We start from the raw sequence: 25,673 nt of genomic DNA, 5'->3' as shown, positions 1-25,673 counted from the left end.
CTGTTTTATCGATTCTTCATTATCAACACTATATGGTCATGGTTAGGTGAGAAATGGAGGAGTCATTAGTTGTATTGGTGAAAACCAAAAAATTATTTTATGATTAATATATGCTTACATAATTTATGGTAGATATAAAATGATTATCTAATTTTCTTAAACTATGATTATTTTTCGCTTAACAAGATTTTCAATTGTATTTAGAAAGTCATCATCAGAGATTTTTTCTTCATACCACCATTCAGCAGAAATTTTTACCCATTCAGGAATCTTCCATTGAGATTCAGCAATTACCTCTCGTTCAGGAACAGAGATTATTTGTTTTTCAAACAAATAATCTATTCCTTCAAGAAATTCTAAATCAGATATTTGGTCTGTTATCCACCATTCTGCATTAACCTTAATCCATTGTGGGATTTTTGGTAGTTCAGGAGGCAATCCTTTCTCAAAACCAGAAATTTTCAAGACTCCCTGTGATCTAGGCTCTACTTTGAAAGCCACATGCCAAAAGCCCATCTCATCTACACTTTGAATAAATTCTATAGGCTCATCATTTAGCGTAACTGTAAATTTTTCATTTCCTGAAATTGGAGGAAACTCAAAGTTTGCATAAGTCTCTAATGGGTAGCTGTTGTATCCTTTAATGCTTAATGTAGTTCCCTTTTCGTCAAATTTTGCAGCATAATACCACGCTCCGGAATCATATCTGAAATCAAAATCGCCATTATTCTTTTTTGTAGTAAGAGGAATTACTGTAGTATCCACAGGTGCAAAACAAGAATAAAAGCGAACAGGTTCAGAAACAGATGGATCAGGATATATCGTAAAGTTTAGAATTTCTCCTGGTTCAATTTTTTCAATACGATCAATGTTTTGAGCCACATCTAAGATGTATTTTTCATAACCATGCACAATTGCAAAGATTTTGGGATTGTATACAGTTTGATTTCCAATGTTTTTGATTCTGCCGGTAACATGACCATCATCATAAGTTATCAAAGTTTTATCATAGATAATCTGGATGGGAATGGGGGGTTTTTCGGTCTTTACATATTTTAGTTCTGCTTTTAGTACAACAGGATTTTGACCATGAATTTCTGGGAATTTTAGTTTGAATGGAATGTCAACCATTGGAGGAATTGGAACATGGTTAAGTGTCTTGGTAATTTTTGTTTCATCGTCAATTACAGATATTGTGATTGTTGGAATTAATGCAAAATCATTTTGATTTTTAACATTACCAACAACAGTGTAAATTCCTTCAAAATCGTAATAACCATGATATTCATTATCAGGGATGAAAACATCAGCATGAGCAACTGGAGAAAATAAAACAAGACAAAAATATACAATTGCAGAAATATAAAGAGTTGAATTAGAAAGAGTTAATGATATCTTCAAATCCGGATGTTGGTTTTTCAAGTAAGCCTGGTCTATATTCTTCAACTAATTTATCTATGAGATCTCTTGCTTTAATATAATATCTCTTTTTGAGTTGAACTAGTTTTATTTCAACTAGTCCATCATCAACTATCTGGGAAAGATAAAGCGAAACAGTTGATGGTGATTTCCCAACTTCTTTTACTAGGTGACTAAATTCTAATCCATCTTCTTTGATTAGTGCAAGTAACAAATCACGTGGAGTTTCTTTTCTTAGAGCTTTGATAACAATAGATTCGTTTTCGGTTATTCTAGGTGGATAGAATCTGGCTTGCCGTGGACCACGAATAACTTTGATTATTCCACTTTTTTCTAATTTTCCTAGATAATGACTGAGTACACCATTTTTTAATCCAGATGAACGCATTATTTCACGGAATTGAATTCCAGGATTTTCTTCAATGATTTGCTGTAATTGTGAGTCTCTATCAGTCATTTCTAAACACTCCTAAAGCTAATAGTCCCAATGTAATAAAAGTCAACAAATGCCCAACTTCGGGAAATGACATTCCGCCTAGATTATAGATATTTGGCCATGTGGCATCAAATAGCAAAACAACTTCAGCTGCAATAAAATTAGTAAATGCTGCAGCACTTAGCAAAAGTCTTTTTGTTCTTAATCTGTAGTATGCAGCTCCTGCAAGTGTTGAAATGAAGACTGCAAGTGTAATTCCTCCAATATGCAGGAAAATGTGTACAAGATGATATCCATGTAAAAGATGTGGAATAATTATTGGCAAAGCAAGAATTGCAATAACACCAGTAACTACAATTGAAAATAGAGTTGATTTTCTCTCAACTATTCTTTCAGGCCTAAACAAAGTGATCAAAATTAAAATTTTTAAGATTTAAAGCGACTGGTTCATTTTTCGAACAAGAATCGATCAAACATGAATAATTCCTCTTTGAATTAAAAATTCCAATCCCTGAACAAATGTTTTATCATCAATTTGTCCTGCTGCCCACCAAGATGCATTATTTCGAATCCATGATGGAATTTCGTGGGAATCTGAGGATTCTTTTTGAGTTTCTGGAATAATTATGATTTTGTTTTTAATTAGATATTCAATTCCTTGAATGAATGTATTATCATCAATCTGTTCTTCAGACCACCATAATGCATTATTTCGAATCCAATCAGGAATGAATTCATCTTTTTGATCTGAAATTCTATCAATAACAATTGGAATTGTTGTTTTTGCAAGATTGTTATTGTCTAAATTTTTAAAATTTAGATTTACAACGCCTGTTATATCCTGAGGAATCAGAAATTCTGCAACATTGCGTTGTTCTTTTGAATCACTACTAATTCCACTTTGTTCAAAAATTATTTTGTCATTTTGTGTAACTGAAAATTCATAACTTGTAGCAACAGGTCTATTCTTTAAGAAAATATCTGTAATATCAAAAATTATTTTTGCATTAGAATTAGATTTTAGATTCTCAGGTTCCCAAGATACTAGAATTCTAAATTGTCCATTTTCAGTGACTGAGCTTAAATGAGAATAGTCACGGTCCGGTTTTATTATGAAATCCATTCCGTTTTGATTGGGATTAAAATGAAATACATTTTGTAGTTCCTTTTGATATATTATAAAATGAACTACACGTTGATCTGAAAAAAAATCATCAATGTTTACAACATCATCTGAGATCTTTACAAAATTAATATACATTGAAAATCCCGACACTAACAAATCACCAAAATTTTTTGGAATTACAAGTTCCTGATGAACAACAGATGTTTGATTAATGTTGGATTGGCTCCATTCAAAAGGCATCGAATAACTAATTTCTCTTAAATCAGGTTGATATTTGAAATTCGAAATTTTATCATAATATGATATTACTTGTATATATTGATCCCCAAAGTTTGGATCAATAAAATCAAATTGTGTAGTTTGTGCAATAGAGATTCCGGCATTAAAAACTAGAGGGGTTACTAGTTTTTTAGAATACCCATCTGCGGTAAGTATAGTAACATCAAATTTGTATAGTCCGCCTTCACTAAGTTTTGGTCCTTTTACATGAACCATTCTGCTATCAAGTCCAAGTAATGAACCAAATAGATTACCTCCATGATCTTCTTCAATAATTATAGAATTAGTTTGTTCAGATACAAAATTAAAAACTATGAATCCATTATCAGCTTTGAATTCTTGTTCAAATAGAAATTGTTCACCACGTTGTGATTTAATCAGAAAAGTAACATCTCGTAGAGTAACTTTTGAATCAAAATCAATTAATGAAATTGATATTTGTTGGTCATCAGTAGTGCCAGGATCACTTGTTGAAGATGAAACTTCCAATGTAACTAATCTTCCATCTAATTCTACAGGAGGAAAAGTTTCACTTCCAACTCCATGACCATACACATTATCAAATGCCAATACAAGAACAACTGATAGTATTAGAGTTAAAATCAGTAAAGAGTTTCTCAATCTAGGTCCACTTTTCGGGATCTTTTTTACGAATCTCTTTTCCGTCAATTGTAATAAGATCTTTTTCTTCAAAGACGGTATGCCATTTACCGTTACTTGGAAAAATTTTGTTCATCTCGTCAACCTTGTCATTAGTTGGTGGGGTATTCATCAAGGCGCCCCATTTCATGTTTGGAATTTTAGGCATAATGTCATTGATGTCTTTCATAATACTATCACTTGGTAGAATTTATTTAAAAACCTATGATTGAATCCTCATAATTCCTTCTTTAATCAAAAATTGAATTCCTTGAATGAATGAATCATCATCTATTTGTCCTGCTGCCCACCACTCAGCATTGTTTTTGATCCAACTAGGAATTTCATTTGAGACTGAACTGGAGCCTTGTGTAGTTGGAGGAATTTTCAGGATATTTTCTTTAATCAAAAATTGAATTCCTTGAATGAATGAATCATCATCTATTTGTCCTGCTGCCCACCACTCAGCATTGTTTTTAATCCATGCTGGAATTACTGCTTTCTCAGGTACAGATGTAGAAACAGGAGCACCTGGACCTATTTCAATAATTGCCGAACCAATTCCGGCATACTTTGGATTGTAATCCAATCCTGTTCCTAAAACTTTAACGTCAACTCTAATTTGACCTTGAGATGGCACAAAAATTCTTTGAACGTCAATTCCTTCAGTAGAAGAAATTCCAAGACTTGATGTGTCATCACCAACATTACTAGCTATTTCTTGATCAAATTCATCAAAAACAAAGTATGCATATTTGATATCTTTTATGAGTTCCCTATTTTCATTGAAGAATGTAAACTCGAATGGAATTTCTTGATTTGCACCATATTTCCCATCCCATGAAATTTTCACAGTGGTTGGAACTTGCTCATAGTTTGTAGTATCAACTAGATAAAATTCTGTAGAGCTTTTTGAAGCTTCAGATAATGGAACTAGTTTTAAATCCATTTTTGGATTATTGTAATTGTCGGCGCCTAATTTTTCATTGATTTTTTGCAATTCATTTTTTGTAATTAGAAAATGTATAATGTTGGTATCTTCATATGAATAGGGATCATTTAGTAATGCTCTCTGATCAATTTCTACACCATTAACATATCCTTTGAATTGTTTTCCCTCTGCATAAGGAGTAAATGTTTTTGGAACTCTAACTTCTTCATGTACAACCTGCACTAAATCAACATAAGATGGACTCCAATCAAAGGGCATATCAAAAGAAATTGAATTATCAGATGTATCAAATTTAAAATTATCAACATCATCATAGTATGTTTTTACAACAACTGGAACTTCTTCAGCATTAGCAGTTTTGATAAAAAAGTCTTGTTCTTGTGCAACACTGACAAAAGTTTCATAACTCAGCAAATTAGCCAATACAGTTTTTGGACTGGTAGCTGCTTCAATGTCAACTCTAATCTTGTATAATCCGCCCTTTACAAAAATTGGGCCTGTAATTGAGGGTCTTGCACAAATATCTAAATTATCATCAGTACATTCAGCTCCCTGAACAAACAGTGCACCTGGTGCGCTGACATGTTCTGAACCACCGTAAATGGAGCATTCTTCAAGATGTTCTTCATTGCAATTAGGTTGTGGTTTGATTTTAACATCTAGTCGACCATCCAAGTCATAAAATAGATTTCTAGCTAAAAGTTCTCCACTTTGCCAAATCTCAACTCTGTAAGTAACTTTGTCAAGATTCTTATCAGTTAGCGTATCAAAAAAGCGTACTTGCATGTTAGCTGAATCAATGTCACCAACAGTAATGTCTGATGGACTTAGTTGTGTACGTACAGTGACCTCCATACCACCAAAGCTAATTGGTGGAGCTTGATCTCCTCCAAGTCCATGTGCAAAGACATTAGGAAGAATAGCAGGAATTGCGAAAACACCAATAATTATCATCGATAACGCAAGTTTATGGTACAACATTAGAATTCAATTAAATCCATATTTAAAGATGGTATAGGATTGTTACCTATGAGAATTTTTTTGTAAAAAATAGAGTACAACTTTTATTTATGATTATTAGAAAATAGGTATGAAAATTCTATTTGTATTACTAATTCCATTATTAATAATTCCAGCATTTGCAGAATCACAAATACTCCCAACTGAGAAAGGAACACTAGATGTTAAATTAACATATGATGAGATAGTTCCAAATATTCAAACAAAAATAAATATTGATTTTATCAATCCTCAAACACAAAAAATCCAAGAGCATATTGATTATACAGTATCAGTTTCAAAAGATGGTGAGACTGTATTTGGTCCAATTCCATTAACACATACGTCATTAGGTTCTGTAAAGATTCCAATTGAATTCAATCTTGGTGAAGGAGTATACACTATGAATTTTAATATTGAAGGAATTTTATTCCAACCAATTCCAGCAGAAGCTGTCTCTTTTGATATTGTAGTAGGTGAAGCTCAAGCTCAACCTACAACTCCTCCTGAAAACACAGTTAATGGAGAAAATGGTGGTTGTCTAATTGCTACTGCAACATATGGCTCTGAGCTTTCATTACAAGTCCAACAATTAAGAGAACTCAGAGATAATACTATTTTAGCAACTAAATCTGGAACTGCATTTATGACAGGTTTCAATCAATTCTATTACTCATTTTCACCAGCAGTTGCAGACTTTGAGAGAGAACAACCAATTTTTAAAGAAATTATGAAGATATCACTTACTCCAATGTTGACATCATTATCTTTATTGAATCACGCAAGCATTAATTCAGAAGAAGAGATGTTAGGATATGGGATCTCTATAGTTCTACTAAACATTGTAATGTATGCAGGAATTCCAGTATTTGGAATTCTAAAGTTGTACCAGCTTAGAAAAGACTAGTTCTAGTTCTGGAAATTCCAGTGAGGTTTTTATGTATCCGGACTAGTATTCAATCTAATGAAGACTAAAGCAATTTGCTCTTTCTTCGTACTATTTGCTATTGTAGCTGGCATAGTTGCAACAACACCAGCTGCTTTTGCAGATCACTCAGAAGTCACAATTGAGACAGCACTAGGTTCTGGAGCTCCAGGATGTGAAGACACTGCAGAGGGATGTTACATTCCAAGTACTGCAACCGTTGATGTAGGTGGAAAAGTAATCATGTCAAATACTGATACAGCAGCACATACATTCACAGCAGGAACTCCTGAAGATGGTCCAAGTGGCGAATTTGATACCGGATTGTTAATGGCAGGAAATTCATTTGAATGGTCTCCTGACACAATTGGTGAAGTTCCTTACTTCTGTATGGTTCATCCTTGGATGCAAGGATTGATTGTAGTACAAGAAGTCGAAGCAGAAGAAGCTATGGATGAACATACTGACGAACATGATGACGAAATGATGGACATGGAAGGTGCAGCAACTGCAACTGGAATGTTATCTGACGGCACAATGGTTTCTATTTGGACTTCAACACCAACTGCAGGCGAAGCAATGGAGATTTCCATTGAATTTGAAGATGCAGAACATGTTAATCACGATATGATGGTAACACAAAACGGTGTAGAAGTTTTGATGGATGAAGGCGCACATCATCATGAAGGTACAGGTATGCATACAACAGCACCATTAAGTTCTTCTGATCCAGTAGACATCACTATTACCTTCCAAGGTTATGGTGTTGAAGATCCTAAAACAGGACCAATTGGTGAAGAAGTAGTATTCTCAAATGTTGTACCAGAATTTGGTACAATTGCAATGATGGTACTAGCTGTTGCAATCATAAGCATTGTTGCAGTAACTGCAAAATCTAGAGTCATTCCAAGATTTTAGGAATCCTCTTTTCTATTTTCTTTTTACTAAAGCAATAATTGCCAAGACAATAGCTGCTGCTGCAATTGATAATCCAAATATTGCAAAGTCATAAGCTGCTCCACCATCAGAAGATACAGAAGTCTCGCCAGACTTTAGTTTAGAAACATCTTGCTGAAGTGAGGATAATGCATTTTTTAGTGCAGTAATGTCTGCAGTGCCTTCACTACTTGTAGGAGGAAAATCCAAGATTGCAGTAGATTCTACATCCTCAATTGGAATTTTGATATCAATAATAGTACCACGAATATCTCCTTGCAGATTCATAATGTAACTTCCAGTTTTAGTTGGAATTATGGGTGAGAAATAATATCCAGGTCTTGGATCAGAATTAATATCGATTTTTTTGGCGGCTCCGCCATACATTACTGTAGCCACTACATTTTTGAATACATTGGTGACTCCCTTGTAGGAACCCTCAGTTTCTCCAGGTTCAGTGATTTTAAAGACAATGTCGTTTCTAATTCCTACAACTGGTGGTTCAATTCCCCATCCTACTTCGATATGGTATTGTTCTACTTCTACAGAGGTATGTGCAAATGAAGCACTAATCATTCCAATGCTAAACAACAATCCAATAAATCCAAAGATTACTAGCTTCACAGATATCATAGGACATTTACAAGTTATTATCTTTACGTGAATTGGTACAAATGACGAACACATGAAAACTGTTTAAATTATGAATAATGATCTTAAGAGTAAATGAAAAAAATTGCAATTATTTTACTAATTTTATCATCAGCATCTATTCCATTTGTGTATGCACACCCATTCACAGAAGAAACAATTCCTAGTTTAGTATCAAGTTCGCCTGCAGGAACTACAAAAGTAATTGTATATTTTTCAGAACCAGTTGATATTGATTTTAGTGAAATCAAAGTATTTGATAGCGAAGGGAATCAAATTGACAATAAGGATACCAGTTACCATGAAGGAGAATTGTCTTTAATTGTTACAACTCCACCTCTGGAAGATGGGATTTACACTGCATCTACCAAAGTTCTATCCAAAGTTGACGGACATCTTGTTCCGAATGCATTTTTGTTTGCAGTAGGAGATGTTGAAATTGATCCTTCTTTGTTTGATCAAGAAAGACCATCAGAGCTTATATTTTTACCAGAAGCAGGTGCAAGATTTCCAGGAATTCTAGGTCAAACTATTGTTTTAGGTGCAGTTATTGCATCACTAATGATTTGGGGAACACAAAACAAACAACTAATCAAAGAAGAATTAGAAAAAATAGAAAACTTTCATCATGGAAAATTCATGTTTATTACCGGAATTGGATTAATGCTTGTTTTCATTTCAGATATTCTCATGTTAGCAATTCAAACTATCAGACTAGAGATATCACCAATAGTTGTGATAGAAACGGATTTTGGAACAACATGGCTAGCTAGAATGATCATTACAATAATTTTACTTGGTATTTGGTTTGGAATGGATAAAAGAAAAACTCTATCAAAGAAAAATCAAATTCCAATGCTAATAGTTTCTTTGGGATTAATTTCAACGACAAGTTTGATTGGTCATGGTGCAGCAACTGGCCAAATGGCACCGCTGGTATTAGATTACATTCACAATCTGGTTGCAGCAGTGTGGATAGGAGGAATTTTCTATTTTGTATTTGCGCTGCTTCCAACATTTTCTCAGTTACAAGAAAAAAATCGAGAGAAGATGAGTCTTTTGTTAATTCCTAGATTTTCAATAGCATTCATAATTTCAGTAGGAATTGTCATAATAACAGGACCAACTTTGATGTGGTTCTTAGAAAGTGATGTAGGATTAATCACAGAATCAGTATATGGTCAATTGATCATTCTTAAAATTACAATTGCTGCAATGATGATTGGATTGGGAGGGTTTTTCCAGTTTAAAGTTCAAAAAAATGCGGAAAAGAATTTTCAGTCAGGAAAGATTTCAGTTCACAGAAAACTAAAAAGATCACTTAAGGTTGATATGACCTTGGGAATTGTTCTTCTTGGAGTAGTTGCACTTTTAGCTAATGGAACATTACCTGCTGGTGAAATTCAAAAAGTTGACGCTCAAGAGGCAGTATATGGATTTAAGACAATCGAATTTACTGAAAATGCAAAATTTGATATTGATATTTCTCCATTTTCAAGTGGAGTAAACACAATTCTAGTTAAAGTTAGTGACTTTGAAGGAAACCAACTATATGACTCAAATCAACTCAAAGTAAAGGTTTCAAATCCGTCTAAGGCTATTTCCCCAATTGAAGTTCCTATGGAATTAATAAAACAAAATGAAGGTAAATCATTAGAATTCCAGGGAGAATTAACATTTGGATTTTCAGGAGAATGGCTAGTAGAGATTGAAGCTCAAAGAACAGAGAATGCAAGTGAATCAAAGCTTTTGAATTTACTTGTAAAACCAAGACTTGGAGACATTCAAACACAAATTATTGAATATCCGCTACCAGAAAATGCAAAGCCATTATTCCCAATCTATGATGGTCATAATTCAATTTGGGTTAGTGATGCTTCTGCCCCCCGTTTATGGGAGTTTTCACTTGAAACTAATGAATTTTCATCATATTCATTTGATGGACTTGTTACAACATTCCTCACACAAGATAATAAAGGAAGAATTTGGTTTGTAGATCCGCCTAGAAATCAAATTGGATTCATAGATCCTCAAACCAAACAAATCACAACAAAAACAATTCCAAAACTTGATCCTGTAATTTCAGATAATACACCACTATTTATCAAGGGAGATTTTGACGGAAACATCTGGATTACTATAATTAACAAAGACAGAATTGTAAAATATTCCCCAGAAACTGATGAGTTTGAAGAAATTGTCTTATCTCAAAGAGAATCATTGCCGTTTGCATTGACAATTGATAATGATGGGAAAATATGGTATTCAACAACAGGTGCAGGAAAAATTGGATATATTGAGCCTAAAACTAATAAAATAACAGAATTCTCAGCTGAACCCCCATTACAGGGTCCTGAGGCTTTGCTCTTTGATGATGATGGAAATCTCTGGATAGCAGAGCATACAGGATTAGGCATTGCCAGATTTAATCCAGTTTTGGAAACATTTGATAGAATTTCAGTTCCTGATGAAGAAGCATTACCATTTGGAATGACATTGGATAAATATGGAAATATTTGGTTTGCACAGCATACAGTAGACAAGATTGGAGTATATGATCCAGACAACAATAATTTGATTGAAGTTCCAATACCAACTGAAACAACATTTGTTCAATTCATGACATCAGATGGAGATGATAATGTGTGGTTTGTTGAACAACAAGCAAACAAAATAGGGACAGTGAAAACTACAGAAATTCCTATTATTGCATCACAAATACAAACAACAGGTGGATTAGAATTAAAATACACAGAAATTGCATCACCGCTTATTGCATTAGGAATTATCGCAACGTCATTATTTTATGTAAAAAGCATACAAGATAAAAGAAGATTAAATTCTTTGATCAATTCTTAGATAACAATCCAGAAGATTTTATTCCCATAGTTCCTGCAAGTAAACTAATTGCCAATAAAACAATAGTTCCTGCAGGAGTTATATCAAATATGTAAGACAATAAAATTCCTACAACTACAGAAAATATAGAAAAACTCATAGAAATTATTGCAGTCTGTTTGAATCCTTTGCCATACATAATTGCAGTAACATTTGGAATTACAAATAGAGCTGAAATTAGCAGTACACCTACAAGTTGTATTGATGTAACTACAGTAATTCCTGCCATAAAGACAATGAGATAGTTTATTTTCTCAACTGGAATTCCGCTTACTTTGGCCTGTTCTTCATCAAATGTTGAATAAAGAATTTGACGATAAAGTAATAAAATTACAATTAAAATTCCTCCAGTTAATGCCAGAATTAGAACAGTATCATCTACACTAACTAGCAAAATGCTTCCAAACAGGAAACTAAAGATATCAATTGTAAAACCACCTGACAATCCAATAATTACAAGACCAACTGCAATGCCTGATGATAAAAGAACTGCAATTGATGCATCACCCGAAATATTGTATCGATTTTTAATTTTTGTAATAACTAATGCGCTCGCAATTGAAACTCCATATGCTGTCCATAATGGATAAATGCCAGCTAGCAATCCTAGTGCAATTCCACCAAATGACGAATGAGCTATGGCATCCCCAAATAATGAATAACGTCTCAAAACTAGGAACAATCCAACAACTGAGCAAAGAATTGCTATTGCAATCCCAGAAATTAGTGCTCTGTGCATAAAACTAAAGGTTAGGATTTCTAAAGACATGATTAATGGTGATGCATGTGTTCCTGCATCGATGCTTCAGAATATTGTTTGATTAGTTCATCATTTGAAAAGAATTTCTCTGATTCTCCATGGTAAAATAGAGTTCTGTTTAGGCATGCTACATGATTTGCTAGTTGATTTACTGCATCCAAATCATGTGATGACCAAATTATAGTAATTTTCTGTTTAGAGTTTAATTCTCGAAGAATACTGTAAAACAAATCAATGTTTTGTTGATCAATTCCTGTAACAGGTTCATCTAATATCAGAATTTTTGGATTTGTAATCAAAGCTTTTGCAATGAAAACTCGTTGTTGTTGACCTTCAGATAGCTCACCAATTCTTCTATTTCTTAATTCATGAATCCATAATTGCTGTAAAACTTCATCAATCTTATTTTCATCTGTTTCATTTCTTAGTCCCATTCTTACAACATCAGTTACTGTAACTGGAAAATTTTTTTCAAAAATTGGTTTTTGTGGAACATATCCAATTTCTTTAAGATATTCTTTTGATTTTCTAATATCTTCACCAAAAAATTTGATGGTTCCTTTGTATTTTGTATTTAATCCTAGCATAGCATCAAAAAGCGTGGATTTTCCTGCCCCGTTAGGACCAATTATGCCTAGAAAATCTCCCTGATTTACCTCAAAGCTAACATCATCTAATGCTTTAACATCGGGATATTGAACAGTTAGATTTTCAATCTCAACTATTTTCAACATAATGCCTCCTTTAGATTTTCAAGATTTTCAGTCATACGAGAAATGTAAGTCCCATCAGTTACAACTTCAAGGGGAGACAGAACTAAAACTTTGCCACCTATCTCATTTGCAATTATTGTGGATGTTCTAGTGTCTACACGTTCTTCTGCAAAAATTACGTTAATGTTAAGGTTTTTAGCGGTGGAAATAATATTTTCTAATGTTTTTGCAGTAGCTTCTCCATGTGAATCATTGGATGAAATTATTGTGTGTTGATTTAGATTGTATTCATCTGCAAAATATGAAAATGCATCATGAAAAGCTATAAAGTTATTATTACAATCAGATAATTCATTTCGAATTTTTGAGTCAAGTAGATCTAATTCTTCGATGTATTTTGCAGCATTTGATTGATAATATTGTTCATTGGTAGGATCAGAACTAGAAAACGCATTTGCAATATTCTGTACTTGAATTTTTGCATAAACAGGATTTAACCAAATATGTGGGTCTCCAGAGACTGAAGAAATTTCATTAGTTTTGATTAAAATCCCATTACTTGTATCAATGATCTCACCAGAGTAACCTGCCTCTTCCAAATTATCAACCCAGTTTTCAAATCCAATTCCATTGATAATGATTAGATCTGCATTTTGCATTCTTTGAACATCTTTAACGGTTGGTTCCCAATCATGTGGCTCAACTCCTACTGGAATGAGTAATGTAACATCAACTTTTTCTTGCCCTACATTTTGTGAAAATTCGTAAAGTGGGTTAAATGATGAAATTACTTGCAGTTTTGAATTATTGGTATTTGATAATTGCAGTTTTGAATCAGTTCCATACACTACAAGTGAGCTTAATGGAATTATTATTGCAATTGCAATTATTGCCATTTTTATCTGAATATTCACGCAGTAATTCTTTATGGATTATTAATAAATCTATAAAATATTAATAAGATTAATTGCTAAACTTATAAGATAATTAATAACATTATACATATGCCAATAGTTTCAATCTCCCTAAACGATGAAATTCTCTCAGAACTAGACAAGCTACAAACAACTATGGGGTTTTCCGGAAGATCAGAGGCAATCAGAGCTGGAATCAGATCATTTGTTTCTGAAGAAAAACAAAAAGCCGATTTATCTGGAAACATTCACGCAATTCTTTTGGTTGTACATAATGATGAATTTGATCATGTGGTTTCAGGAATAACACATAATTTTGAAGATTTAATCACAACACATCTTCATAGTAAAATTGAGAAAGAAAAATGTATGGAACTCTTTTTGATCAATGGTGATGCAGAAAAGGTCTCTACAATTACAAAAGATTTTCAGACTAACAAAAACATGGATACTGTAAAACTAGTAGCACTTTAGATTGTTAATGGATTTCTTCTACTAACAAAAACAATACTCATTATTGAAATTACTAATATCAATAATGTAATAGTTCCAAATTCTGGTACGACAACTAGTGCAAATTCAGTTTCTTGTCCCGTATTTCTAATGTTTTCAAATTTAATTATTGTAGGACCTGTTTGATCTTCAGCAAACATAAATTTTTCAAATTCTCCACCTATTTGAGCAGTTCCAGATACACGATGAATCTCTTTACCATTTTGAATTAGGACAAATGTATAATCAGAACTTCGTAAAGGATCATTTGTTCTACCGTCCCTAATAGTGAAAATAAAATTTGTGTCAATTCCAGGTTCTACTTTTAACGGATCCCACGAAAGATTTACCTTAAAGTCCTCACTTTTTGTATACGCTTCTAACGGAAATGCAGTATTCTCACTAGCAGATATTCTAAATGCCATATTTTCTGTTATTGGTTCATCTAATTTTTTCATTTCATTTTTCAAATATCTTAAATGATCTTGTAATAAAACAAGATGAATTATTCTTTCATCATCCTCTGTATAATCATCAACAGATATTGAGGACTTGAATAGTTCGACACCATTTACATATGCAGAATAGCTGGGAGAAAGAAATTCTACAAAATCTTTTGGTAGATGAGTTTCTACATGAACTACAGGTATGTGAGATATTTGTTTTTCACTCCAATCAAATGGCATTTCAAATGTAACCTCTTTAGCCACAAAATCATACTTGAAATTAGAAACTGTATCAAAATATGACTTTGAACGAAATTCTACATCATTGTTTTCAGAATCCTTTTGAATAAAAGAGATAATCTCAATTAAACTCAAATCAGCATTATAGATACCAGAATTCTCTATGATGTTTGTGGGTTCATCAATAGTTCTAACCTCAATTTCAAAATTGTATAGACCTCCTGAATCAAATAATGGACCAGTGATTTCTATAGGATTAGATTCAGTTCCATGCCAAGCTCCAAGTAAAGAGTCTTGTTCTCCATGAATTGTAATTTTTTCTTCTTGTGTTGGCGTTACCTTAATTTGTAAAATTCCATTATCAGCAAAAAAATAATTTCTAAAAATCATTTCATTCTCATGAAACAACCCAATTAGAAATGTTACATTTTTTGCATTTTCTTTTGTTTCTTTTTCAGTTGCAGTGATTGTAATTTGTTCCTGTGTATTTTCAAAATACATTGGCATTTCTACAGAAATCGATAATTCTTTTCCCTGAATATCTATGGATGAAATTGTATCAATCCCGAACCCATGTCCATAGACATTACTTGCTGGAAATACTAAATATGCTAAAAAGACTAAGATGCCGTATTTTCTAATAGACATTATTATTTTAATTCATAAGGGGTTATTTCACTGTAAGTAATTCTTCAACTTTTTGAATCAAGTCACTCATGGTTGTTGCTTCTAAAATTGGTTGAAGCTCATTTGGATCTTTTGCACCAAGTGCAGATAATGAGTAGATGTAATCAATTGTCGGAGTATCAGTAGTTAGATAGTATTGCTCTAAAACATGATCCAAAGCGTGTGGTTCTACAACTTGAGGTAATGCCTGTTTAACAATTTTCTTTTTCCATAATTCAACTAACCTCTCCCATTTTTCTAATGAAATGTTTTCATCAATTTCCGGAATCATTTCAACTTCTGCTTGAATGTACATTTTCTCTTCCGTTCCAATCTTTTCATGAATATCAGATATTTCCTTATGTCCTTCAACTGATAATGGATCATAGTTTTCAGGTTGTGAAATTGATGGCGGAATAATTTTTTTTATTTTAAATGAATTTCTTCCTATAGTTTCAATGTGTAGTTGCAATCCATCAAGTTCAATGTCTTCACATTTTGTAATCTTGGCAATTGTTCCAACTAATTTAGGAGAATTCCAACCTTTTACAGTATTATTTTCATCAAGCAAGCAAACACCAAATTGGCCATCACCTATCATACAATCGTCAACTAACTGTTTGTAACGTGGCTCAAAAATTCGTAGAGGTAGTTCTTGCCGTGGAAATAATACTAAATCTAATGGAAAGATAGGGATCACTTTTGTTTGTGTCAACAGTTGTATTGAAATGTCTCTAGATATATGGAATACGAATTTTAAAATGATTTAAAATCCATTGTCATTTAGAATCAAGCCTAAAATTGCTGCGCGTGTGTATTTTCCATATTCTGCTTGCTCAAAGTACTTTGCATTTTTTGTCTTATCAACATCCGCTGAGATTTCATCTATTCTTGGAAGTGGATGTAAAATTATTGCATCATCTTTCATCTGTTTTATCAAGTCTAATCCAACTACATAGCTTCCTTTAACTTTGAGATATTCCTCTTCATCAGGAAATCTTTCTTTTTGAATTCTTGTAACATAAAGAACATCAAATTCATCTATTGTCTCTGTAATGTCAGTTGATTCAGTAAAGTCTAACCTCTTTTTAATTTCATAGACAGAGTCAGATCTAATTTTTAATGACTCAGGAGAAATTAGGTGGACATCAACATTATAGTTTCCAAGTCCATAAAGCAAAGAGTAAACGGTTCTACCATACTTTAGATCACCAACAATTCCTATCTTGAGACCATCAATCTTTCTCTTTTCTTTTTTTATTGTAAACAAGTCTTGAATTGCTTGAGTAGGATGCTCTTCTGTTCCGCTACCAGCATTGATTACAGGTTTCTCAGAAACTTCGGCTGCAAATCTGCTTGAACCATCAAGAGTATGTCTCAATACAAGAACATCAGAATAAATCGACATTACTCGTACAGTATCAGCTAGGCTTTCACCTTTTTGAGTAGAAGATGAGGACATATTTGAGATGCCCAATGAATTTCCACCAACAGATGCCATAGCAGCATCAAAACTGAGACGAGTTCGAGTACTAGGTTCATAAAACAAATATCCCAAAGTCTTTCCCTTGCAAATTTCTCGTCTGTCAGATGGATCTAGCTGCATGATTTTGTCAGTTGCTGAAAATATTGTTTCTAGTGAATTTTTGTCAAAATCCTTAATCGAGATTATATCTTTTTGATAGAATTGGTTCATTCTTTCAATAATATATACAGGTGACTATACAAAGTATTCTGATGGAACAGTCCGAACTTATGGTTCGACGAATCAAAGAAGGCACTGTAATTGACCATATTGATGGAGGTAAGGGCCTTCAGGTACTCAGCGCTTTAAGAATTGATGGTAGAGATGGGGAATTAATTACCATAGCACTTAATGTTCCAAGTGGCAAATTTAAGAAAAAAGACATCATAAAAATAGAAAACAAATTCCTAAAAGATGACGATACAAACAAGCTAGCCGTTATTGCTCCAAAAGCTACCATCAACATGATAAAAGATTTCAAGCTTGTTGAGAAAAGAAGAGTTTCACTTCCAAATGAAATAGATAGAATATTTCGTTGTTCCAATCCTGATTGCATTACAAATAGTACAGAGCACATTGAATCAATTATGGATGTTATTGACAAAGAAGGCAGAGTACTCAAATGCAGATATTGTGCACGAGTTTTGGATGTAAACAAGCTAAAATACAATTAATTGAAAAATTTAAAAATTTGAAAAAGATGTTGTAGGACTATTGTCCTAAGATGATAAACATCATAACTATACCGTAGATTGCGATTGATTCGACCATACCTACGAAGATGAACACCTTAGATTGTAAAGCTGGGTTCTCACTAATGACTGCAAGACCTGCTGCACCTACTTGACCAAGACCTATTCCGGCTCCACCTGCTGCAATACCAAATGCTAAACCAGCACCGAGGAGTTTCATAGAGTCGCCATTAGACGCACCATCTTCTTGAGCAAATGCAACTCCAGTTGAACCTAGAATCGAAATTGCTGATGCTGCCAAAAGTAACATGACGATAGTTTTCATTTATGTTGTGGCTCCTTTAGGTCCATATTTAAATCATGATGAGATAATTTATTCAAATTCGATCTAGTGCTTTCTTTTTGAAAAAGTTCAGATCATCTTTGACAGATGTAACAAAATTATCATAATCTGCATCTAATTCTTTTTTTGAATTTTCAAGTAATTTTTTAATTTCTTCCTTCGCCATTATTTTCCACTTTCCATCTTTTCTTTCACTTTTTTTAACTTTGCGAATTCTTCTCTTTCTCTTTCCTCTAGAGTAGAGAGAATAAATCGGATATTTTCTTTGTATTGAGGAACAATGACGTTTTCAAGCGCATTTAATAATTTTTGAGTCTTTTCTAATGCTTTTGCAAGACTAAAAATTGAATTTTCATATTCTGCTGCTTTACAAATTTTTGGCATCAATTCTTTGATTTGTTTTGATGCTCTGTCAATTGAAGAATTGGTGTCTGCAAATCCATAAGGCATTGATTTTGTATCTTTTTCAGTAACTGTAAGTGCAGGAATTTTTACATCAACGACTCTTCTAACATGAAGTTCTACTTCCATTACCGGTGGTGTTGATTCTGCAACAGAATCAACAGTGTTAGTACCTAATGCCAGATATGCTTCGTTAACTGATTTGTAAATATCTTGTAATGGTTCCCAAATTCCACCCCTTGCTTTAGATGCCTCTTGAATCATCTCTTCAATATTTTTTAAGAGAACTTTACGTTTATCATCTAAAATTTGCTGAACCATTACAGCGATTTGAGTCGATTTTTTATATTTAAAAAGCTCAATTTTTGTTGCTGCAACGTTTTGTCCAAATGACATCCAGTTACTCTTCCTTGTAATATTGTTCTACGTACTTGTCTTTGATTTTAGTAATCTCATTCTTTGGTAATTTTGATACAATCTTCCACATAAGAGCAAGAGTTTCTTCAATTGTTCTGTTCTCATCAGTTGCTTGTGTAAGGAATTCTTTTTCAAAAGTATCTCCGACATCCATGTATTTGAGATCAATTTCAGTTAATCCTGCTTTGCCTACAATTCCTGCAAGTGCTCTTACTTCTTGTGCTCTAGAATATGCATCATAAACTTGGTTAGCAACTTCACTATGATCAGCTCTGGTACTGCCTTCACCAATTCCGTCTTTCATAAGTCTACTAAGACTCATCAAAATATTGATTGGCGGATAAACTCCTTGTCTGAACAAATCCCTACCAACTACTATTTGTCCTTCAGTAATGTAACCAGTAAGATCAGGTATCGGGTGAGTAATATCATCAGATGGCATTGATAAAATTGGAACTTGGGTAACACTTCCTTTTTTGCCATTGAGTTTTCCTGCTCTTTCATAAATTGTTGAAAGGTCAGTGTAAAGATAACCAGGATATCCTTTTCTTCCAGGGACTTCCTCTCTTGCTGCACTAATCTCTCTTAGTGCTTCTGCATAGTTTGTCATGTCTGTAATTACAACTAAAACGTGCATTCCTAATTCAAATGCAAGATATTCTGCAACAGTTAATGCTACACGAGGTGTAATGATTCTCTCAATTGCAGGATCATCTGCTGTATTTAGAAATAGAACACTTCTCTTTAGTGCACCAGATTCTTCAAGACTTCGTCTGAAATATTCTGCTTCACTGTATTGCACACCAATTGCTGCAAAGACTACGGCAAAGTCATCACTTGTACCAATAACACTTGCTTGTCTTGCGATTTGTGCTGCCAAAAGATTGTGAGACATACCAGAACCTGAGAAGATTGGAAGTTTTTGTCCTCTAACTAGAGTCATCAATCCATCAATTACAGATACACCAGTTTGAATGAAATCTTTTGGATATTCACGTTGCTCTGGATTCATTGGTTCACCATTAATGTCAATAAATTTATCAGCAATTGGATCTGGTAGTCCGTCTTTTGGTCTGCCTAATCCATCAAATACTCTACCCAGTACCTCTTTGGATACTGGCATTTCCATAACTTTACCTACAAATTTTGCATTAGTTCCTGAAATTGATAATCCAGTTGTTCCCTCAAAGACTTGGACGATTGCTTTACCATTTCCTACTTCGAGAACTTTGCCTAATCTTCGTTCTCCATCAGTAGTTTCAATTTCAACGAGTTCATCAAATGCTGCATTTTCAACATCATCTACAATAACTAATGGGCCTTTAATTTCTGCAATCTTACTGTATTGAACTCCGCCTTGTGTTGTCAATTTGTAACTTTAACTCCTGTAATTGATTTGAATTGATTTTGCATGTCTTTATCTAATTGATCAAGTTTTGGCATCTCATCATCTTTGATATCCATTCTTGCCTTGAGTATACTCGATACTACATCTAATGCTCGAATGTCAGATAATGTTGCACCTTCTTTGAGTGCTTGTTGTCCTTTTTTGTAAAAGTCAACTAATAATTTCATTAATTTGAATTGTTTTTCTGGACTGCAATAAGTATCAACGTCATCAAATGAGTTTTGTTGTAACAAAGCAATCTTTACCATTCTTGCAACTTCAAGAATTAATTTTTCTTCATCAGGTAGTGCTTCAGGACCTAAGAGTCTGACAATTTCTTTTAATGTGTCTTCTCTTTGTAAAATACCATAGGTTTCACTTCTAATGCTAAACCAATCTTCACTAATGTTTTGACTCCACCATTTTGCAATATCTGCAAGATAACCAGAATAGCTGTTCATCCAGTTAATTGATGGGTAATGTCTAGAGTATGCAAGTTTTGCATCCAAAGCCCAGAAAGTTTTGATAAATCTCATTGTGTGAGTTGTAACTGGTTCTGTAAAGTCACCGCCAGAGGGAGATACAGCGCCAATCAATGTTACTGAACCATCACGGTCAGGACTTCCGGTTGCTTTTACACGACCTGCTCTTTCATAAAATTCTGCTAATCTTGATGCAAGATATGATGGATATCCTTCTTCGGCTGGCATCTCTTCTAATCTACCGCTCATCTCTCTGAGTGCTTCAGCCCATCTACTTGTAGAATCTGCTACAAGTACAACATCTTTGCCCATATCTCTATAATATTCTGCAATTGTTACACCAGTGTAGATACTTGCTTCTCTTGCTGCTACTGGCATGTTACTAGTATTTGCAACAAGGACAGTTCTATCCATGAGTGGTTTTCCACTACGTGGATCTTTGAGGTGTGGAAATTCTACGAGAACTTCAGTCATTTCATTTCCTCTTTCACCACAACCAATGTAGACTACAACTTGGGAATCAGCCCATTTTGCAATTTGGTGTAATGTAACAGTCTTTCCTGTTCCAAATGCACCCGGAATTGAACCAGTTCCTCCTTTTGCGATTGGGAAGAATGTATCAATTACGCGTTGGCCAGTAAGTAACGGAACAGTAGGATCGTATCTTTTTTGATATGGACGTGGTTTTCTTACAGGCCATCTGTGATACATCTTGATAGGAGTATTTTGACCATCTTTCTCGGTAGAAGCTAACGGAGTTTCTAAATCATAATCTCCTTCAGACACTAAGTTTGAGATAACTCCACCCGGATGATCTGGTGGAACCATAATGGAGTGTTCAATAAGTTCAGTTTCTTGAACAGTACCAATTACAAATCCTGGATGAACTACATCGCCATTAGAAACAGTTGGAACGAAATGATATTTTTTTGTCATGTCTACTGGAGTTGTCGTAATGCCTCTGCCAATGAATGAACCAGAAGCTTTTGATAGTTCTCTTAATGGTCTTTGAATTCCATCATAAAGTTGTCCAATAATTCCAGGACCTAATAATACACTAAGGGGGTTTCCAGTACCTACAACAGGTTCGCCTGGTTTTAATCCACTTGTTGACTCATAAACTTGAATAAATGCTACATCCCCAGTTAAACGAATTACTTCTCCGACTAATTTTGAATTACCAACAGTTACTGTCTCATACATTTTTGCATCAGACATCCCGTCTGCTCTTACAGCCGGGCCACTTACCCAAACAATTCTACCTTGAGCTGCCATCTTAATTTCCTACTCCGAATTTTGATGCAATGTCTTTCCTTATTAAAGGCTTCAGGCGTTCAATTCTTGCATCAATTGTATTATCAAATGTCATTGCTCCATCTTTTGATTTTGCTACAATTCCACCAAGACAATCGATTGTATCAGATGCTAACTCAGCTCCTGAGAATTGTGATAATGTGGATTGAACTACATCTCTATCTTTTGCACTTGTAAAAACAGTAATTTCACTGGTACCTAAAACTTGAGTTGATTCGTCTATTAGAGTTTTAATCAAATTTGAATAATCACCACTTTTGTCAGTATTTGCAATTTGATCGAGTGCTTTTGAAAAGACCTTAGCAACTGCTTCCTCTAATAGCATAAGTTGCTTATTTCTAGCCTCAATATCTGAACTTCCAATGATCTGTTTTTCGATCTTATCTGCCTCTTTTTTGCCATCTGAAATAATTTTATCATATTCGCTCTCTAATTTTTGTACAGAATCATCTAATTTTTGTTGAGATTCAACAAGAGTAGATTTGATGTTTGAAAGAATATCTTTTTCAGTGTTGTTTAGAATTTTGTCAATCGTAGTTTCTAATGCTGAATTAGATGTCAATGGGTGCCGTTGACCCATAATGGATTTTAATGTTTGGGAGAGAAGCAATCAGAAAGATATTAAACTCAATGAAAATACCCAAAATTTGTCTTGGGAACAGCCGATCTAAAACTAGGAACAGTCATTTTACCAAGAAGTGAATCTCCTAAAGCAATTTCGAGGTTAACAGAATTTGAGTGGTATCACAAAATTGATTCCCCTAGTGATTTGGTCACTCCAGAAATTGATGATCTTCTACTAAAGGCTCAGCAAACGTACCAATCAATTGATGATGTCATCAAGGGAATGGGAATTCCTCTAGTCGTAGGAATTATGGAGATTTTATTCAAGGGAACTGTTATCAAGAAAAAAGATTATGAGATTAATGAAATTGAAGAGATGGTAGAGCAATTAAGTAAAGAAGCCCCTTCAATTATTGATGAGCCTGCAAAATTATTAGAAAATGCTGCAAATACTAGACTTTCAATTGAGGAATACAAGTCACTCAAAGATACATTAGAAGTTATCAGAAAGATGAAGATGGATCTTTCAGGATTTGGTTTAATGAAGTATTTTTTTACAAATCTTTTTGTTATCAATTCTGCCGATTTTGATGAGATAAGTCGCTCTCTTGAGGGAATTACAATTTACAAATATGATTTAGAAAACAAGGAAAAATCTGCAATTTTAGTAATTTCAGATACTGCAGATTCTGAGAAGGTTCTAAAAGTATTAAGAAGTTTCAATTCCAATACTTTTAAAATTCCAGAAGGATTTCCACAGATTCCTAGTGAAGCATATGAACTTGCAGAATCAAAAATTAAAGAATTAACTGCAAAACAAGCATCAATCAAAAAAGAATTAGCAGGATTAACAAAAAAGATTAGACGAGACATTCTAGCTTTACATGAAAAGGCTCTAGTTGCAAAAGATGTACTTGAGACTTTGAGAAAGCCTGGTGGAACAAAACATTTTGCAGTAATTCAGGGTTTTATTCCCCAAAAAATGGAATCAAAATTCATAGAGTCAACAAAACAATGGATGTCAGTTGTAGAAGACATTACAGATCCTAAACTAAAAGAAGAAATTCCAACTTTATTTGATAATAAAAAATTCGTTAAAACATTTGAAGTAATTACAAAAAGTCAAGGAATACCAAAAGCAGGAGAACCAGATCCAACTCCGATGATTGCTCTAATGTGGCCAATTTTCTATGGACTTATGTTTGCAGATATGGGTCACGGATTGTTACTTATGGCACTTGGTTTATTATTCAAATTCAAAGGACAAGGAGAACTTTCTAAATGGGGAATGCTTATTGCAATTTCTGGTGCTTCTGCAGCTATAGCAGGGGTTGGTGCAGGAGAAGCGTTTGGATATCATCTTGATCATATGGGTCCATTTGAAGGATTACTGGAAGAAGGTGGAGCGTTACATTCTGTTAGTTGGATAGTTGGAATTCTCAGTGTTGCAGAATTAACATTTGAACAAGTGATTAATATTCTCAAAGTATCATTATTCATCGGAATTGTTCATTTAGTTTGGGCAATGACTCTACGTGTAATCAGATTATTGAAAGACGGACACAAACTAGTAGTGTTTACTGAAGCAATTCCAAACATCACACTTTATGGAGGAATCGTAGTTATTATGATGTGTGCAATTGGCTCACAGTATGATGTAATGAATATGTATTCAAAAGTCCACACAGAAGCAGTCCCTTGGGTAACAATGTTTCTAGGTGATTGGGCACAAGTTTGGATTATTACAAGAATTGCAGTTGTTATTGTTATTGCATCAATGGTTATCATGATGGTTGGAGGTGTAATGCATGCAAAGAAGCATCCAGAAGATGGAGCAGATCCTGCAAGTGTCATAATGGAAGTTCTCTTAGGAAAAACAGTTGAAAGTTTAGCTCATACAATTAGTTACGCTCGACTTGGAATCATGTTACTGGTGCATGCAGCTTTGCTGTTGACAGTAAATAATGCATTTTCATCATTAGGCGGTGTAGAATCAGGTGGAGCAATGGCAATGATCATTGGCGGTAACTTGGGAATTATGATGATTGAAGGATTAATTGTATACATCCAGTCTCTCAGATTGCACTTGTACGAATTTTTTACAAAATGGTATGTTGGCGGTTCACAATCATTTAGACAAATTAGACCAGAATTGATTTACAATCAATTTATCTGGAAAAGAAAATAGAATCTTTAATCTATTTCATAAAGGTTTATTGTAACTTTTGTAGTCCATGGTTTGAGTTCATCAGGAAATACTAATAATAATCCACCATCTTTTTTTATGTTTTTACACGTTCCACTATAGCTTTGTTTGTTTTGTCCGAAGCATCCTGATTCTGTGTAAGAATCAAAGTCAGAACTTCCAAAGTTTTCACGCTGTTTAGATGATGAAACAAAATACACATCAAAACCTAAATCTTTGTTATCAATTTTGACACTATAATCATATGATGTAATTTCTTTAGATGTACAAATAGGGACAAATTGGATATAACCACTTTTGATTTTTGATTGTTGTTCTGAATTATCGTAGTTTCTATTCTCAATGTCAGGATACACAGAGATGCCTGGATCAGTACTTAGTTGCTTTCCTTGGATATATTCAATCTCATGTCTTACAGTATCTACTGCTTTTCTATAGAGCATCGGTTGCCATTCTTCATGGCACTCACTAAATTCATGTTTTAATTCAACATATGATTTGCCGTTGATTTCTTGAAGTTGATTTGTATTGTATTCTTTGGATTTAGCATTAAACACATGATCTTCATCATTGATTTGATCTGATTTATACCAAGAGTTTGTTACGTCAAAAATAATATTCTTTGAATCACTTTGCCATTCTGACAATAAATGAACATACACTGAATATTTGTTTATTACCTGTTGGGTTTCTGATGAAAAAATTAAATGGCCAAAAAATGTATTAGCAAATATTAGTAAAAATGCAAGTATTGGAAGTGCAATGTAAAGAATTTTTTTCATGATTTTTAATCAAAATAGGATTTGAGATTTATGTATATAGGAAAATTTAGGAATGATGCAAATTTAAG

Annotated in this window: 26 protein-coding genes; 6 read left to right on the top strand and 20 right to left on the bottom strand. The window is 33.7% G+C overall.

Going from position 1 to position 25,673, the window contains the following annotated elements:
• Positions 1–156: 156 nt before the first annotated feature.
• The 6 genes from K5783_RS08555 to K5783_RS08530 all read right to left on the bottom strand — a co-directional run bounded on the left by K5783_RS08555 (position 157) and on the right by K5783_RS08530 (position 5,829).
• Positions 157–1,362: a peptidase gene (locus K5783_RS08555; protein ID WP_297473955.1), complete on the bottom strand. Its 1,206-nt coding sequence runs from the start codon at positions 1,360–1,362 to the stop codon at positions 157–159.
• Between the two features lie 13 nt (positions 1,363–1,375).
• Positions 1,376–1,876, bottom strand: coding sequence for a winged helix-turn-helix transcriptional regulator (locus tag K5783_RS08550; protein ID WP_297473721.1), 501 nt, complete (start codon positions 1,874–1,876; stop codon positions 1,376–1,378).
• A complete protein-coding gene (locus tag K5783_RS08545; RefSeq protein ID WP_297473719.1) occupies positions 1,869–2,261 on the bottom strand; it encodes a hypothetical protein in 393 nt (130 codons plus the stop codon). The genes K5783_RS08550 and K5783_RS08545 overlap by 8 nt, the downstream gene beginning before the upstream one ends.
• 63 nt (positions 2,262–2,324) lie before the next feature.
• On the bottom strand, positions 2,325–3,881 hold the full coding sequence (locus tag K5783_RS08540) for a peptidase (protein WP_297473717.1): 1,557 nt from the start codon (positions 3,879–3,881) through the stop codon (positions 2,325–2,327).
• 1 nt (position 3,882) lies between these two features.
• Positions 3,883–4,089, bottom strand: coding sequence for a hypothetical protein (locus tag K5783_RS08535; RefSeq protein WP_109877469.1), 207 nt, complete (start codon positions 4,087–4,089; stop codon positions 3,883–3,885).
• Between the two features lie 33 nt (positions 4,090–4,122).
• Positions 4,123–5,829, bottom strand: coding sequence for a peptidase (locus K5783_RS08530; protein WP_366939183.1), 1,707 nt, complete (start codon positions 5,827–5,829; stop codon positions 4,123–4,125).
• A gap of 112 nt (positions 5,830–5,941) precedes the next feature.
• On the opposite strand from K5783_RS08530, the gene K5783_RS08525 reads away from it, so the two are divergent.
• Both K5783_RS08525 and K5783_RS08520 read left to right on the top strand, forming a co-directional pair.
• Positions 5,942–6,757 carry a CFI-box-CTERM domain-containing protein gene (locus K5783_RS08525; protein WP_297473715.1) on the top strand — a complete coding sequence of 272 codons (816 nt, stop codon included), beginning with the start codon at positions 5,942–5,944 and terminating at the stop codon, positions 6,755–6,757.
• A 57-nt stretch (positions 6,758–6,814) separates the two neighbouring features.
• Positions 6,815–7,693 (top strand): PEFG-CTERM sorting domain-containing protein, encoded by an 879-nt coding sequence (locus K5783_RS08520; protein ID WP_297473713.1) that lies wholly within the window; start codon positions 6,815–6,817, stop codon positions 7,691–7,693.
• Between the two features lie 12 nt (positions 7,694–7,705).
• On the opposite strand, the gene K5783_RS08515 is transcribed toward K5783_RS08520, so the two are convergent.
• Positions 7,706–8,344 (bottom strand): hypothetical protein, encoded by a 639-nt coding sequence (locus K5783_RS08515; RefSeq protein WP_297473712.1) that lies wholly within the window; start codon positions 8,342–8,344, stop codon positions 7,706–7,708.
• A 93-nt stretch (positions 8,345–8,437) separates the two neighbouring features.
• On the opposite strand from K5783_RS08515, the gene K5783_RS08510 reads away from it, so the two are divergent.
• Entirely contained in the window at positions 8,438–11,221 is a 2,784-nt protein-coding gene (locus K5783_RS08510; RefSeq protein WP_297473710.1) for a CopD family protein, read from the top strand.
• Here K5783_RS08510 and K5783_RS08505 read toward each other — a convergent pair.
• The 3 genes from K5783_RS08505 to K5783_RS08495 are packed head-to-tail and all read right to left on the bottom strand — an operon-like array spanning position 11,211 to position 13,647.
• Entirely contained in the window at positions 11,211–11,999 is a 789-nt protein-coding gene (locus K5783_RS08505) for a metal ABC transporter permease (protein ID WP_297473953.1), read from the bottom strand. The genes K5783_RS08510 and K5783_RS08505 overlap by 11 nt on opposite strands.
• A 32-nt stretch (positions 12,000–12,031) precedes the next feature.
• Positions 12,032–12,754 carry a metal ABC transporter ATP-binding protein gene (locus K5783_RS08500; RefSeq protein ID WP_297473709.1) on the bottom strand — a complete coding sequence of 241 codons (723 nt, stop codon included), beginning with the start codon at positions 12,752–12,754 and terminating at the stop codon, positions 12,032–12,034.
• Positions 12,748–13,647 carry a metal ABC transporter substrate-binding protein gene (locus tag K5783_RS08495; RefSeq protein WP_297473708.1) on the bottom strand — a complete coding sequence of 300 codons (900 nt, stop codon included), beginning with the start codon at positions 13,645–13,647 and terminating at the stop codon, positions 12,748–12,750. Before K5783_RS08495 ends, K5783_RS08500 begins: the two co-directional genes overlap by 7 nt.
• A 90-nt stretch (positions 13,648–13,737) precedes the next feature.
• Here K5783_RS08495 and K5783_RS08490 point away from each other — a divergent pair, with 90 nt between their 5' ends.
• Positions 13,738–14,121: a CopG family ribbon-helix-helix protein gene (locus tag K5783_RS08490; protein ID WP_109877476.1), complete on the top strand. Its 384-nt coding sequence runs from the start codon at positions 13,738–13,740 to the stop codon at positions 14,119–14,121.
• On the opposite strand, the gene K5783_RS08485 is transcribed toward K5783_RS08490, so the two are convergent.
• From K5783_RS08485 to pyrB, 3 genes are read right to left on the bottom strand one after another with little or no spacing between them, the layout of a single operon-like run.
• Positions 14,118–15,473 (bottom strand): PEFG-CTERM sorting domain-containing protein, encoded by a 1,356-nt coding sequence (locus K5783_RS08485; RefSeq protein ID WP_297473707.1) that lies wholly within the window; start codon positions 15,471–15,473, stop codon positions 14,118–14,120. The two genes, K5783_RS08490 and K5783_RS08485, sit on opposite strands and share 4 nt — an antisense overlap.
• A 22-nt stretch (positions 15,474–15,495) precedes the next feature.
• Complete coding sequence (locus tag K5783_RS08480) at positions 15,496–16,206, bottom strand: LON peptidase substrate-binding domain-containing protein (protein ID WP_297473704.1); 711 nt, start codon at positions 16,204–16,206, stop codon at positions 15,496–15,498.
• Between the two features lie 51 nt (positions 16,207–16,257).
• A complete protein-coding gene (gene pyrB, locus K5783_RS08475) occupies positions 16,258–17,187 on the bottom strand; it encodes an aspartate carbamoyltransferase (RefSeq protein WP_297473703.1) in 930 nt (309 codons plus the stop codon).
• Between the two features lie 41 nt (positions 17,188–17,228).
• Here pyrB and pyrI point away from each other — a divergent pair, with 41 nt between their 5' ends.
• Positions 17,229–17,690, top strand: a complete 462-nt coding sequence (pyrI, locus tag K5783_RS08470) for an aspartate carbamoyltransferase regulatory subunit (RefSeq protein ID WP_109877480.1) — start codon at positions 17,229–17,231, stop codon at positions 17,688–17,690.
• A gap of 37 nt (positions 17,691–17,727) precedes the next feature.
• Here pyrI and K5783_RS08465 read toward each other — a convergent pair whose 3' ends face one another.
• From K5783_RS08465 to K5783_RS08440, 6 genes are all read right to left on the bottom strand, one after another.
• A complete protein-coding gene (locus tag K5783_RS08465) occupies positions 17,728–18,018 on the bottom strand; it encodes an ATP synthase subunit C (RefSeq protein ID WP_109877481.1) in 291 nt (96 codons plus the stop codon).
• 67 nt (positions 18,019–18,085) lie between these two features.
• Complete coding sequence (locus K5783_RS08460) at positions 18,086–18,217, bottom strand: hypothetical protein (RefSeq protein ID WP_297473701.1); 132 nt, start codon at positions 18,215–18,217, stop codon at positions 18,086–18,088.
• A complete protein-coding gene (locus tag K5783_RS08455) occupies positions 18,217–18,849 on the bottom strand; it encodes a V-type ATP synthase subunit D (RefSeq protein ID WP_109877482.1) in 633 nt (210 codons plus the stop codon). The genes K5783_RS08460 and K5783_RS08455 overlap by 1 nt, the downstream gene beginning before the upstream one ends.
• 4 nt (positions 18,850–18,853) lie before the next feature.
• Complete coding sequence (locus K5783_RS08450) at positions 18,854–20,239, bottom strand: V-type ATP synthase subunit B (RefSeq protein WP_297473699.1); 1,386 nt, start codon at positions 20,237–20,239, stop codon at positions 18,854–18,856.
• Positions 20,236–22,014: a V-type ATP synthase subunit A gene (locus K5783_RS08445; RefSeq protein ID WP_297473697.1), complete on the bottom strand. Its 1,779-nt coding sequence runs from the start codon at positions 22,012–22,014 to the stop codon at positions 20,236–20,238. The genes K5783_RS08450 and K5783_RS08445 overlap by 4 nt, the downstream gene beginning before the upstream one ends.
• Before the next feature lies 1 nt (position 22,015).
• Complete coding sequence (locus K5783_RS08440) at positions 22,016–22,633, bottom strand: V-type ATP synthase subunit E (protein ID WP_366939178.1); 618 nt, start codon at positions 22,631–22,633, stop codon at positions 22,016–22,018.
• A 72-nt stretch (positions 22,634–22,705) separates the two neighbouring features.
• Between K5783_RS08440 and K5783_RS08435 the strand changes: the two genes are divergently transcribed.
• A complete protein-coding gene (locus K5783_RS08435; protein WP_297473693.1) occupies positions 22,706–24,805 on the top strand; it encodes a V-type ATPase 116kDa subunit family protein in 2,100 nt (699 codons plus the stop codon).
• Between the two features lie 5 nt (positions 24,806–24,810).
• Here the strand turns inward: K5783_RS08435 and K5783_RS08430 are convergent, their stop codons facing one another.
• Entirely contained in the window at positions 24,811–25,605 is a 795-nt protein-coding gene (locus K5783_RS08430; protein ID WP_297473692.1) for a hypothetical protein, read from the bottom strand.
• Positions 25,606–25,673 lie beyond the last annotated feature (68 nt).

Source organism: Nitrosopumilus sp., assembly GCF_025699125.1.
Lineage (GTDB): Archaea > Thermoproteota > Nitrososphaeria > Nitrososphaerales > Nitrosopumilaceae > Nitrosopumilus.
This window is presented reverse-complemented; position numbering and strand designations above follow the sequence as displayed.